We start from the raw sequence: 13216 nt of genomic DNA, 5'->3' as shown, positions 1-13216 counted from the left end.
GGAAACGGAAAGCATCGGGGCGTGCGGCGGGAACGGGCGACGGCGTTGTGCGACCGGCGCCCCGTGCGATGCGGTGCCGCATCCCGGACGTCTTCCGGAACCCGCGCAAGAAGGTGTCCGCCCACTACGTCGTGCGCTCCGTGGACGGGTCGTGTGGCGCAGTGCGTACGAGAGTGCGACGTTTCCTGGCACGCGGGGAACTGGGACTACAACACACGCAGCGTCGGGATCGAGCACGAAGGGTGGGTGGACAGACCGGCCTACTTCACCGACGCGCTCTACGAGTGGTCCGCTCGGCTGACGTCATCGGTCTGCGACCCGTACGGCATCCCGAAGGACCGGGCACACATCATCGGCCACTACGAGGTGCCGGGGAGCGACCACACCGATCCCGGTCCGAACTGGGACTGGAGCCGCTATCTGAGTCTCGTCAACCGCGCCTGGGCGCGAACCGGACCGACACCGGGTGCCCACTTCCGGGTGACCGTCGTCCAAACGGTTGTCGGCCCACGCACCTGGAGTGACGATGTCCCCAGCCGTACACCGGTTGCACGCCGTCGTACACCAGTCGTAGTTCGTCGCACTCCAGCCGTATCGCCTTCCGGGAGGACGAGTTGACCGATTCCTGGGTGGCTCTGGAGCCGGGCGCCGACCCGGCCGAGCGGGTACGGATCCTGCGGCGGGCGCATGAGGCGTTCACCGAGGCGGGCACCGTGCCGCGTCCGGTGCGTGCCGTGGTGGCCGACTCGTGGCGGCGTTCCGCGCGGGCCGGCGTCGGGCCCGACGGCACGGCGAGCGTCGAACTGACCGACGGCGATCTCGGCGCCTACCGGTCCGAGCATCCGCTGGCGCGGGTGATGCCGCTGTTCCGCGAGCTGATGGGCACGTTCGCCGCCGACGGGGAGCACCTGCTGGCGGTGTGCGACGTGCACGGAAGGCTGCTGTGGGTCGAGGGCCACGCGGCGACACGGCGGCAGGCGGGGCGGATGAACTTCGTGCCGGGTGCGCGCTGGGCGGAGAGCGCGGTCGGGACGAACGCGCCGGGCACGGCGGTCGCCCTGGACCGACCGGTGCAGGTGTTCGCCGCCGAGCACTTCATCCGGCGGGTGCAGCCCTGGACCTGCGCCGCCGCCCCGGTGCACGATCCGCGGACCGGGAGCGTGCTGGGCGCCGTGGACATCACGGGCGGGAACGGACTGGCGCATCCGCACAGCCTGGGCTTCGTCCAGGCGGTGGCGCGGGCCGCGGAGGCACACCTGGCGCTGCTCGCCCCGGAGCGGCCCGCCGCGGACACACCGCGGCTGACCGTGCTGGGCCGGGACGAGGCCCGTCTGGTCACCGACGGCCGTGACCTCAGGCTGAGCCGTCGGCACAGCGAGATCCTGGCACTGCTCGCCCGTCACCCCGAGGGCCTGACGGGCGACGAGCTGCTGTGCGCCCTGTACGAGGACGAGTCGGTGACCCCGGTGACGCTGCGGGCCGAACTCGCCCGGCTGCGCGGGGTGCTCGGTCCCGGGCTGCTGGTCTCGCGCCCCTACCGGCTCACCGCTCCGTTCGAGTCGGACGTCGCCGTCGTCGAACGAAGGCTGGCAGCCGGCGCGGTGACGGCGGCCGTGACCGCGTACACCGGGCCACCGCTGCCGTCGTCCCGGGCACCGGCGGTGGTCCGGCTCAGAACCCGTCTCGCCGACGGGCTGCGCGCCGCGCTGATCGCCTGCGGCGACCCCGATCTGCTGGCCGACTGGGCGCACGCACCGTGGGGCGAGGACGACCTGGAGGTGTTGCGGGCGCTGGCGGCGGTCCGCCCCACGGCCGCGATACGGGCCCGCCTCGTGTCGCTCCAGTCGGAACTGACAGCGCCGGCCGGGTGGCCGCACCCGTAGGCCGGGCACCCCGTCCGCAAGCGGGGCATGCGCGAGTGAGGCGTCCACAGGCAAGGCTCCCGGCGGGCGCCGCAACGTGGATGCAACGTCCGCTTCCCTAGCCTCCGGCGCAGAGCTGCCCAACGGCGGGCGGCGCTGCTGAGGAGGCAGAGCAGGATGACCCGTTACGCGGCGCCCGGCACCGAGGGCGCGATCGTCTCCTACCAGACGCGTTACGACCACTTCATCGGCGGCGCGTACGTGCCCCCGGCCCGGGGCCAGTACTTCGACAACCCGTCTCCGGTGAACGGGGAGACGTTCACCGAGGTGGCGCGCGGCACGGCGGAGGACGTGGAGCGGGCGCTCGACGCGGCGCACGCGGCCGCGCCGAGCTGGGGCCGCACCTCGGCGACCGAGCGCTCCGACATCCTGCTGAAGATCGCGGACCGTATGGAGGCGCACCTGGAGCCCCTGGCGGTCGCGGAGAGCTGGGAGAACGGCAAGCCCGTGCGCGAGACACTGGCGGCGGACATCCCGCTGGCCATCGACCACTTCCGCTACTTCGCCGGCGCGGTCCGGGCCCAGGAGGGTTCGCTCAGCGAGATCGACAACGACACGGTGGCGTACCACTTCCACGAGCCGCTCGGCGTCGTCGCGCAGATCATCCCGTGGAACTTCCCGATCCTGATGGCGACATGGAAGCTCGCGCCGGCCCTGGCAGCGGGGAACGCGGTGGTGATCAAGCCCGCCGAACAGACCCCGGTCTCGCTGCACTACTGGATGAGCCTGGTCGCGGATCTGCTCCCGCCGGGCGTGGTGAACATCGTCAACGGCTTCGGGCCGGAGGCGGGCAAGCCCCTCGCGTCCAGTCCGCGGGTGGCCAAGGTCGCCTTCACGGGCGAGACGTCCACCGGCCGGCTGATCATGCAGTACGCGGCGGAACACCTGAAGCCGGTCACCCTGGAACTCGGCGGCAAGTCGCCGAACATCTTCTTCGACGACGTGTGGGAGAAGGACGACGACCTGCGCGACAAGGCACTCGAGGGCTTCACCATGTTCGCGCTGAACCAGGGCGAGGTCTGCACCTGCCCGTCGCGCGGGCTGATCCAGCGCGGCAACTACGGCGACTTCCTCCAGGCGGCCGTGGCCCGCACCGAGCTCATCAAGCCCGGCCATCCCCTCGACACGGACACGATGATCGGCGCGCAGGCGTCCGGCGACCAGCTCGCGAAGATCCTCTCCTACATCGACATCGGCCGGAAGGAAGGCGCCAAGATCCTCACGGGCGGCGAACGCGCCGAGTACGAAGGCGAGTTGAAGGGCGGCTACTACGTCCAGCCGACGATCTTCGAGGGTGACAACCGGATGCGGATCTTCCAGGAGGAGATCTTCGGTCCGGTCGTGTCGGTGGCCTCGTTCGCCGACTTCGACGACGCCATCGCCATCGCCAACGACACGTCATACGGCCTCGGGGCCGGGGTGTGGACGCGCGACATCAACACGGCCTACCGCGCGGGCCGGGCCATCCAGGCGGGCCGCGTCTGGACGAACTGCTACCACGCGTACCCGGCGCACGCCGCCTTCGGCGGCTACAAGCAGTCGGGCATCGGCCGCGAGACGCACAAGATGATGCTGGAGCACTACCAGCAGACGAAGAACCTTCTGGTGTCGTACTCGCCGAAGAAGCTGGGCTTCTTCTAGAGGCACGAAAAAAGGCGCCTGACCTGGGCTTTTGCCCATCAGGCGCCTTCCTCTCGACCGGTCCGGGGCAAGGACCAAACTCCGGCTCACCCTTCAGACTCCGCGCCCTGGCTGACGCGGTCCCACTCCTGCATGGACTGCTCGATGAGGCGGTTGGCCTGTTCTCGGACGCCGTCCAGGAATTTGGCGTAGTGGCGGAAGAGGACCTCAATGCTCTGGCCCGCGCGACGAGCGCACTCGGCGGGGTCCACACCGGAGTACAGCCAGAACGAGATCCCGGCGTGCCGGAGGTCGTAGGGCCGCTTTGCCAGCTTGGAGGCGAGTTCTGTACGGGTCAGGACGTACTTGCGTGCCCGCGCCCACGTTGTGCCATATGCAGCTGCGTCCACGTAGTTGCCAGCCTGGTTCCGATGAACCCGTCCATGACGCTGGCCAGGTCGATGCTGGCGTCGGTGAGCTTGGCCCCCTGTTCGTCACACCAGTCGGTCCAGGCCTTGAGGTTGGGGGCGGTCTGCATTGACCAGAACCGTCCCGACAAGGCGGCGCTGATGGTGGTCTTCTCCGCGTTGCGGAATCCAGAGGCGGCGATGTGCGTGAAGCCGGGACCCTTTCCGCGGTGATACGCGCCCTTCCGAACAAGGTCGAGAGCGCTGTCCCGTTCGAGGGGTTCAGGTCCGGGACAGGGCCATTCGCGGCAACTGGTGCGTAGAATGCGTGGCCGCCGAGATCACCGCCACCGTCGCCCTCGTTCAGCAAACCCGCGGCCGCGGCAAGACCTCTCCGTCCTTCAATCCGGGACAGACGACCACGGAGTGGAGCCAGGATCATCCTGGCTCCACTCCGTGGTGCGGGCGTGTCACTGGAACTGTGCGAAGAACCTCCAGATCTCAGCTTTGGTCCAGGTGGCGATGCCGCTTTCGCCGGTGGAGCCGTCGACCGGACCGGGTATGTGGCCTCCGTCGAAAGCGGCCCATTGGACCGGGTATCCGGCACGGCAGCCCGAGTAGGTGGTGGTGATGTGCGTTCGGCTGCCCGGTGCGGGCTCCCGCGGGCTCTGGGGGGTGCAGCCGTTGTTGCTGACGAATCTGTCGCGCAGGGACCGTCCTTGCGCGATGTTGAGGACGGAGTCGCTGACGCCGTGGATTCCGAAGTAGGCGATGGGCTGGGTGCCGCCGCTGCACCCGCTGATCTGGGCGCCGGACATGACCGCGACGGCCCTGAAGACGTTCGCCCGGCTGCATGCGAGTGCGTAGCTCATACCGCCGCCCCAGCTGAATCCCGTGGCGAAACGCTGTGCCGGGTTGACACAGAGGCCGCCCTCGATTCGCCTGATCATGTCGTCGACGAAGGCGATGTCCTCACCACCCGAATCGGCCCAGCCGTTGCCGAGGCCCTGGGGGGCGACGAGGATCGCGCCGTTGTTCGACTGTTCCTGTTGGCCGTAGTAGGACCAGGCGTTCCCGCTCGTGCCGCCCGAGGCGACGTCGTCGGCGGTTCCGCCCCGCCAGTGGAACGCGAAGATCAGCCGGTAGCGGTGGCTGTTGTCGTAGTTGGCGGGAACTTTGAGGATGAAGCTGCGGCTCTTGCCGCCGCTCTGAATCGTGTGCGTACCGCTCGCCAGAGTCGGGGTGCTGCCGCACCCGCCGCCACCGGACGACAGCTTGATCATCTGCCATTGCTGGTTGGCGCCGCCCCAGTCGGTGTACTGGACGACGTTGCCGCCGTCGGCGGTGGAGGCGCCCTGCACCTCCACCGCCTTACTGCTGGTGCGGTTGATCAGCCGGACGTGGCCCGCGTCGGAGTCGGCCAGGCGGAACTGCTGGTTGGCCCCGTTGTGGTCGGCCCACTGCTGGATCGCGGCACCGTCTGCGGTCGAGGCGCCGGCCACGTCGAGAACTCTGTCCGAATGCCGGGCCTTGAGGCGGTAGAAGCCGCCGCCGGAGTCCACGAACTGCCACTGCTGGTTGGCTGCGTCGTTGCGCGTCCACTGGCCGACCCGCGCGCCGTCGGCGGTGGACGCGCCAGAGACGTCCAGCGCCTTGCCGCTGTTGCGATTGACCAGGACATACCAGGCATTGGTATCCACCGTCGCCGCCTCGGCGGGCGCCGGATTCACCGCCGCGAGCATGCCGATCGCGAGGGTCGCCGCCACCACGGCGGCGCCCCTGGACCACCAGCGATGTCTGCGTGGAGGGGCGGGGGAAGCCGCACCGTAGGTCTTCATCGACTCACCCTTTCGTTTGTGGGGTCCCATCAAGTGCGGGTCCAGCGTTGGTTGTTGCCGTTCGAGCAGGAGTAGAGCTGGATCTGGGTGCCGTTGGCTGTGCCGCTTGCGACGGCGTCGAGGCAGAGGCCGGACTGGACGCCGACGATGGATCCGTCGGAGTTGAGGCGCCATTTCTGGTTGTCGCCGCCCCAGCAGCTGTAGATCTGGACTTTGGCGCCGTTGCCGATGCCGGCGGCGTCCAAGCACTTGTTGCCGTAGACCCTGAGCTCTCCGGCGGCGGTGTACGTCCACTGCTGGTTGGTGCCGTTGTGGCAGTCCCACAGGTTGAGCTGGGTGCCGTCGGTGGTACCGGTGCCGGGCACGTCCAGGCAGCGGCCTGAACCGACGCCCTTGATCGGTCCGGAATCCGAAGGGGGCGTGGAGGTGCCGCCGTTGAGTGCGTTGAGGACGGCGGTGTAGGCGGGCTTCTTGCTGCCGTCGCCGTTGAACAGCAGCGGTGTTTGTTCCGATCGCCAGGAGTCGGTGTCGCGCACACCCCAGACGGTGATGCCGAGGCAGCGCGGGACGGCCAGGCAGTCGTTGGTCACGTTGGCGTAGGTCGTGGCCGGGGCACCCTGGATGTCGAGTTCGGTGATGGCCACGTCGACGCCGACGGCGGCGAAGTTCTGCAGGGTGGTGCGGAAGTTGCTGTTGTAGGGGCTGCCGCTGTTGAAGTGGGACTGGAAGCCGACGCAGTCGATCGGCACGCCGCGCTGCTTGAAGTCTCGGACCATGGCGTACATGGCCTGGGTTTTGGCCCAGGTCCAGTCCTCGACGTTGTAGTCGTTGTAGCAGAGCTTGGCGGACGGGTCGGCGGCGCGCGCGGTGCGGAAGGCGACCTCGATCCAGTCGTTGCCGGTGCGTTGGAGGTTGGAGTCGCGCCGGGCTCCCGAACTGCCGTCGGCGAAGGCCTCGTTCACGACGTCCCACTGGGCGATCTTGCCCTTGTAGTGGGCCATCACGCCGTTGATGTGGTTGATCATCGCCTGGCGCAGCGTGCTGCCGCTGAGGCTCTGCATCCAGCCGGGCTGCTGGGAGTGCCAGGCCAGGGTGTGGCCGCGCACCTGCTTGCCGTTCTGCACCGCCCAGTTGTAGACGCGGTCACCGGCGGTGAAGTTGAACTGGCCCCGCTGCGGTTCGGTGGCGTCGATCTTCATCTCGTTCTCGGGCGTCACCGAGTTGAACTCACGGCCGGCGATTGTCGTGTACGCCGAGTCGCCCAGCCTGCCCGAGGCGATGGCGGTGCCGAAGTAGCGGCCGCTCTGCGCCGCTGCGGCGCCGAGCGTGTTCTCGGCGGCGTGTGCGGCCGGCGGCGCGACCAGTGCGGCGACCACACCGAGGACGCCGACGACCAGCGCCAACAGCAGGCCGCGGATCTTCCGGCGGATAACGGGTCTGGGAAGGGCATACGAGCCCATGACTGTGCCTCCAAGGTAGAAATCACGGAAGGACTGACGCGCGGGGGGAATCCGTCATCTGCTCCCACCCGGCAGACGGACAGGGCGGGCCGGAACCCGGGCAGCACGGAATCACCGGACACCGCGGTCATGGGACCGGGTCGGTCTCAACCGGCACGGACGGCACCCGGTCGATCGTCGAGTGACTACGGCGGGCGGCGGGCGGCGGCGGTGTTTCGACACAGGCATGGGGGCACTCCATCGCGGCTCAGCCGGGGACCGCCACGCAACGTCGCGCACCTCTCCAACTGCGCGAAGAGCCAGGAGGCGCTGGTGCGAATCTCAGCGGAACGTGACGGGGTGGCGCAGGTGCTCTGGTGCGCGGTCTGTCGTGCAGCTGTGCGTGGATCTGCCGTGCAGCACAAAGTGCTCAGGGCCGGCGTGGCTCGATATCTCGAACTGTCGCCGGGTTCTCAGACAGGGATGATTGAGGGATTGACGGCGGATCGTCAATACTCGCCGCAGAAGAAGTTTCGATTCCTCGCCCGAAACATTCGGAAATCCCGGCGAGTCGGGCGGCGAACCTCCGGCACCGCTCTCGACGGATGCCCATCTGGTCACGCCCAAAGGGGAGGCATTTTGTGGACAGATCGGCGACAGGCCTTGACCAGAGGGCCCCACATTCCTAGCTTGTGGCGTCAAAGCATTCGGAAATCCTTCGAAAGCTTTCGAGATTGGCCCTGCCCCGGCGCGTCCGCTCCGCGGCTCATCGGGGTCACCTCACCCCCAAAGGAGGCCCTCTGATGTGGTTTCGCCACCCATCCCCGGTCCGTCTCAGACGCTTACTCGCCGTCCTCGCGCCCTTGTTGCTCGTGGCCACCTTCCTCGGGGCCCAGCCCGCCGACGCGGCGACCGTCGACCCCAACGCCTCGTATGTGCTGGTCAACCGCAACAGCGGCAAGGCCTTGGATGTCTACAACATGGCGACCGACGACGGCGCCCGCATCACCCAGTGGACCAGGAACGATCAGAACCAGCAGCAGTGGCAGTTCGTCGATTCCGGGGGCGGCTACTACCGCATCAAGTCCCGCCACTCGGGCAAGGTGCTGGACGTCCACAACTGGTCCACCGCGAACGGCGGCTCGATCGTCCAGTGGGCCGACCTGAACGGCATCAACCAGCAGTGGCGGCTGGCCGACAGCTCGGATGGCTACGTGAGGTTCATCTCGCGCCACAGCAACAAGGCTCTCGAAGTACAGGGCGCCTCCACCGCCGACAACGGGAACATCGTCCAGTACGACGACTGGGGCGGCAGCAACCAGCAGTGGCAGCTCGTCAAGGTCGGCGGCGACAACCCCGGCCCGTGCGATCTTCCGTCGACATACCGCTGGACATCAACGGGCGCGCTGGCGCAGCCCAAGCCGGGGTGGGTCTCGCTCAAGGACTTCACCGTCGTCCCCTACAACGGCAGGCAACTCGTCTATGCGACGACGCACGACACGGGGACGAGTTGGGGTTCGATGAACTTCGGCCTGTTCACCAATTGGTCGGAGATGGCCTCGGCCGGCCAGAACACGATGTCGTCTTCCACCGTCGCGCCCACGCTCTTCTACTTCGCGCCGAAGAACATCTGGGTGCTCGCCTACCAGTGGGGCGGGACCGCCTTCTCCTACCGGACGTCGAGCGACCCCACCAACCCGAATGGCTGGTCATCCCCGCAGGTGCTCTTCTCCGGAAGCATCTCCGGCTCCGGAACAGGACCCATCGACCAGACGCTCATCGGTGACGGGACGAACATGTACCTGTTCTTCGCCGGTGACAACGGCAAGATCTACCGGGCCAGTATGCCGATCGGGAACTTCCCGGGCAGCTTCGGCGCGACCTCGACAGTGATCATGAGCGATACGACGAACAACCTGTTCGAAGCCCCGCAGGTCTACAAGCTGCAGGGCCAGAACCGCTACCTCATGATCGTCGAGGCGATCGGCTCGCAGGGCCGCTACTTTCGCTCGTTCACGGCCACCAGTCTGAACGGCTCATGGACACCCCAGGCCGCGACCGAGAGCAATCCCTTCGCCGGCAAGGCCAACAGTGGCGCCACCTGGACCAACGACATCAGCCATGGCGAACTGATCCGCACCAGCGCCGATCAGACCATGACCGTCGATCCCTGCAATCTGCAGTTGCTCTACCAGGGGCGCAGCCCCAACTCCGGCGGCGATTACGGCCTCCTGCCCTACCGTCCGGGTCTGCTGACACTGCAGCGCTGACGGCATGACACGAGTCCGGCTCCGGTAGGGAGCCGACGTGGCGGGCTCGGCGGAAGGTGTGCCCGCCCCCGGTCACGCGACCATGTCAGCGCTCATACGGCGACGGAGCGCGGGGCAGGCAACGCTCACCAGCCCGAGGGCCATCCCGCAACGCGGCGCCGCCGCCGGTGGCGCTTGCGGCGGGTTTGCTCAGGCCGAACCACGCGAAGTCGCTGTCGGAACCAGTGCCGTCGGGCTGCCCGACGCGGCAGAGGGAAACTCGTACAGGCCGATTGTCAGCGTTGTTCCGCCGCAGCCCCGTCCACAGCGGCCCCGTGCGGTTGAACCGGCTCCGGTAGAACCGGTGTACAGCGGGGCCGGTGTCGCGGTCTACGACCTGCGCCACGCCGTCGACGCACTCCTGGTGACCGGTCGGCCGCTCGCATCCCGCCCTGTCAACGCCACGACTCCCTCCGCACACATCCGCTGAACGCACCGACCACTGACGCTCCCCCGCCGCATCGGCTGTGGGTCGTCCTCCCGGTCCCGTCCATACGTCCGGGCAGCCACGTCGATCTCGGCCCCCGAGGGCCGCACACCCCTGCGCGCGGGATGAGCGGGGTTCCTGGCCTCGCCGCCGAAGCCGGCCGCGGGCATGACCAGGCGGAAGGTGCAGCCGCGGCCGGGGGCCGTGTCGAGTTCGAGGCGGCCGCCGTGGCCCTCGGCGATGGCCAGGCCGAGGCCGCTGCCGCCATGGATGCGGGAACGGGCGGGGTCGGCGCGGTAGAAGCGCTCGAAGACGAGCTCGGCGTCGACGGGTTCGAGGCCCGGCCCTTCGTCCGCCACCTCGATCACGGTGATCGGCAGGCCCTCCGGCAGGGGCGGTGAAGCGGTGGTGCGTCCGGGCCGGTCCGTGGCGCCGGTTCCGGGACCCGCCTCGGTCGTGCCGACACGAACGTGGGCGCGGGTGCCCGGCGGGGTGTGGACGCGAACGTGGACGCGGGTGCCCGGCGGGGTGTGGACGCGGGCGTTGGCGGGCAGGTTCTCGAGGATCTGGCGCAACCGGTGCGGGTCGCCCACGGTCTCCGTGACATCGAGTTCCTCGGCTCCGGTGGGATCGGCCGGGGTGTGCAGCGGGCCGAGGTCGACGGGGTGGGACTCGCTGTGGAGGGCGGCGGCGCTGACGGCGTCCGCCGCGAGGGACAGCAGGTCGACCCGCTCCCTGCGGTGGGAGGGTTCCTGGTCCAGGGTCGCGAGCAGCTGGAGGTCGTCGACGAGCAGACTCATGCGTTCCGCGTTGTGCGCGATGACCCGGTTGGCCTCGTTTCGTTCGAGGGCCGAGCGCGGTTCCGGGCGGAGGGCGAGTTGGGCGTAGCCCTGGATGGCGGTGAGCGGTGCGCAGCTCGTGCCCGGCGTCGGCGACGAACCGGCGAAGGCGGGTCCGAGGCCTCTCGGGCCAGCAGCGCCTTCTGCAGGCGGTCGAGCATGGAGTTCAGGACGTGGCCGAGTCGCCCGATCTCGGTACGCGCATCAGTGTCGGCCAACCGCAGATCGAGCCGGCCGGCGGTGATGTCCTGAGCCGTCCGTTCCACTCTGGTCAGGGGCAGCAGCCCCAGACGGACCACCCATCGGCCCAGGGCGATCAGGGCGACGATCGTGACGGCGAGCAGCACGGCGTTCAGCCACAGGAGCTTCGACGTGGCACCGTCGACGGTGTCGAGCGGAAGGATGACCACCGAGCTCATACCGTCCGGGCCGGGGTTCAGCAGCACCCGCCAGCGGCCGTCACCACTGACGGCGGCCACTGTTTCGGGGTGGCCGTCCCGCAGTCCGAGCTCCTCCGCCTGATCGGCCAACCGGGGTCCTGGCTTGGTCTCGGAGCCCAGAGAGTCGTTCAGACGGCGCCCGGAGGAGTCGTAGAAGTAGACGTGGAAGTCCGAGGGAAGTATGTCCGGGCGTTCCCCCGGGTCCGGGAGCCTGCCGTGGAGGGCGTCGTCATAGGCGGGAGCCGGTGTATGGAACTCGACGAGCTGCTCGTCGACGCGGTCCAGCAGCCAGGAGCGAAGCACCACATAGCCGATCGCCTGGGAGGTCAGGACTGCCGCGGTGGCGAGCAGGGTGGCGCCGAGGACGAGGCGCCGTCGCACCGATTTGGGCGGCCGGGGCAGGAACCGGGTCACTGGTCCGACGTCCCTGCGTGGTCGCGGGGAAGCCGCAGGCAGTAGCCGACCCCGCGCACGGTGTGGATCAGTGGCGGCTCGAAGCAATCGATCTTCCTACGCAGGTATCTGACGTACGTTTCGATGATCCGGGCGTCGCCGGAGAAGTAGTAGCTCCAGACGTGGTCGAGGATCTGGACCTTGCTCACCACCTGGCCCGCGTTCGACAGGAGGTAGGCCAGGAGTTTGAACTCGGTGGGCGACAGGGCGATGTACTGCCCTGCGCGGTGCACCTCGTGGGCGCCCTCGTCGAGTTCGAGGTCGGCGTAGCGCAGAACACTCTGTACCGCCTGCCGTTCGGCGGCCGCCGACGTGCGGCGCAGAATGGCCTCGATGCGCAGCAGCACCTCCTCGATGCTGAAGGGTTTGGCAACGTAGTCGTCCCCGCCGGCACTGAGGCCGGTGATGCGATCGTCGGTGCCGGTGCGGGCGGTCAGGAACAGAATGGGACAGTCGTTGCCTGCCGCCCGCAGCTGCGGGTCACCTCGAAGCCGTCCAGGTCGGGCAGCATCACGTCCAGCAGCACCAGATGCGGTTGAAGGCGTTCGACCTCCAGGAGGGCCGCCTGTCCGTGCTGCTCACCTCGTATCCGGTCAGGCGAAGCGTTGCCTCCAGCAGGGTGCGGATGCTGGGCTCGTCCTCGACCACGAGGAGCCGATGGCGCGGCCGCGCGGCCGCGGGCTGCTCGGTCATGCCTCTCTCCTGGTCCGTTCTGCCGTGTGGCGACCGGCGCTTGGGCGTCGGTTACTTGGCGGCGCAGTGTCACGGTGTGTCCCGCGACGTGGCTCAGGGCCGTTTCAGCCGTCATTTCACGGGCCCGGCGCCCCATCTCGACAGCAGGAGACGGTCCTCCAGCCGGTGGCGCTCCCCCGTCTCGGCGCAGGCGAGAGTGCCAGGGGCGGATGGGCGCCGGTACGGTCCAGCACATCCGCGCCTCGACCGTGCAGGCGGATGCGGACGGCGCCGAAGCGCACCTGAACGTGCGTACCCGGCGGGGTGCGGACGCAGGCTGGACCACCCGCACGCCGAAATTCCGGGCCAGGCCGGCCGTGCGCGCCTCGGACGAGCGGAGTGGATCCGTCGGCATCGGCCCCCGGTCAAGATCCGGACCATTCCCGGGCCGACAAGCCGCTCCTCGCTTCGGTTGAGCCTGTTTCCGCTGGTCAACGGCCTACTGAACCCTGTACCACCTGCAGACCAAGAACCTTCTGGTGTCGTACTCGCCGAAGAAGCTGGGCTTCTTCTAGACGCCTGCGAAAGGGCGCCTGACCTGGCGATCCGTCAGGCGCCTTTCGCTCAGCCCGCTCTCGCCTGATCCCGGCTTGCGCGCCGACTCCCAGTCACTCCTGCACCTGTACCTCTCCCGACGAGTGCTTTCGGACCAGTCAGGGACCAGATCCGCGGTTGAGCCCACGGTTGTTTCGCCTCGGCTGGACGCCCCCGTCAACGAATTCGGGCATCACGTGGGTGCGGTGCACACCGGGGCCGCGGCCGCGAACCCACCCGCTGTGGCGCGGGACCG

6 protein-coding genes and 3 pseudogenes are annotated in these 13216 nt (G+C 68.7%); 4 read left to right on the top strand and 5 right to left on the bottom strand.

Going from position 1 to position 13216, the window contains the following annotated elements; translation table 11 throughout:
* Positions 1-89 precede the first annotated feature (89 nt).
* The 3 genes and pseudogenes from ACFWBB_RS04580 to ACFWBB_RS04570 form a co-directional block, all read left to right on the top strand.
* Positions 90-435, top strand: a pseudogene (locus tag ACFWBB_RS04580) (N-acetylmuramoyl-L-alanine amidase); the annotation flags it as partial.
* A 179-nt stretch (positions 436-614) separates the two neighbouring features.
* Entirely contained in the window at positions 615-1883 is a 1269-nt protein-coding gene (locus ACFWBB_RS04575; RefSeq protein ID WP_385266879.1) for a GAF domain-containing protein, read from the top strand.
* 156 nt (positions 1884-2039) lie between these two features.
* Positions 2040-3563, top strand: a complete 1524-nt coding sequence (locus ACFWBB_RS04570; protein WP_385266876.1) for an aldehyde dehydrogenase family protein — start codon at positions 2040-2042, stop codon at positions 3561-3563.
* An 86-nt stretch (positions 3564-3649) separates the two neighbouring features.
* On the opposite strand, the gene ACFWBB_RS04565 is transcribed toward ACFWBB_RS04570, so the two are convergent.
* From ACFWBB_RS04565 to ACFWBB_RS04555, 3 genes are all read right to left on the bottom strand, one after another.
* Positions 3650-3952 carry a hypothetical protein gene (locus tag ACFWBB_RS04565; RefSeq protein ID WP_385266874.1) on the bottom strand — a complete coding sequence of 101 codons (303 nt, stop codon included), beginning with the start codon at positions 3950-3952 and terminating at the stop codon, positions 3650-3652.
* A gap of 467 nt (positions 3953-4419) precedes the next feature.
* Positions 4420-5718 (bottom strand): RICIN domain-containing protein, encoded by a 1299-nt coding sequence (locus ACFWBB_RS04560; protein ID WP_385267140.1) that lies wholly within the window; start codon positions 5716-5718, stop codon positions 4420-4422.
* Between the two features lie 98 nt (positions 5719-5816).
* Positions 5817-7247, bottom strand: a complete 1431-nt coding sequence (locus ACFWBB_RS04555; RefSeq protein WP_385266872.1) for an endo-1,4-beta-xylanase — start codon at positions 7245-7247, stop codon at positions 5817-5819.
* A gap of 782 nt (positions 7248-8029) precedes the next feature.
* Here ACFWBB_RS04555 and ACFWBB_RS04550 point away from each other — a divergent pair.
* The gene (locus ACFWBB_RS04550) at positions 8030-9496 is read left to right on the top strand and encodes a non-reducing end alpha-L-arabinofuranosidase family hydrolase (RefSeq protein WP_385266869.1); all 1467 of its coding nucleotides are present in this window, start codon (positions 8030-8032) and stop codon (positions 9494-9496) included.
* A 627-nt stretch (positions 9497-10123) separates the two neighbouring features.
* Here ACFWBB_RS04550 and ACFWBB_RS04545 read toward each other — a convergent pair.
* Both ACFWBB_RS04545 and ACFWBB_RS04540 read right to left on the bottom strand, forming a co-directional pair.
* Positions 10124-11655, bottom strand: a pseudogene (locus ACFWBB_RS04545) (sensor histidine kinase); the annotation flags it as partial.
* Positions 11652-12387, bottom strand: a pseudogene (locus tag ACFWBB_RS04540) (response regulator transcription factor). The pseudogenes ACFWBB_RS04540 and ACFWBB_RS04545, both read right to left, overlap by 4 nt.
* Between the last annotated feature and the right edge of the window lie 829 nt (positions 12388-13216).

The organism is Streptomyces sp. NPDC060000 (assembly GCF_042737375.1).
Taxonomy (GTDB): domain Bacteria; phylum Actinomycetota; class Actinomycetes; order Streptomycetales; family Streptomycetaceae; genus Streptomyces.
Note: the sequence above shows the minus strand (reverse complement) of the source record. Positions and strands in the feature narration are given on the sequence as shown.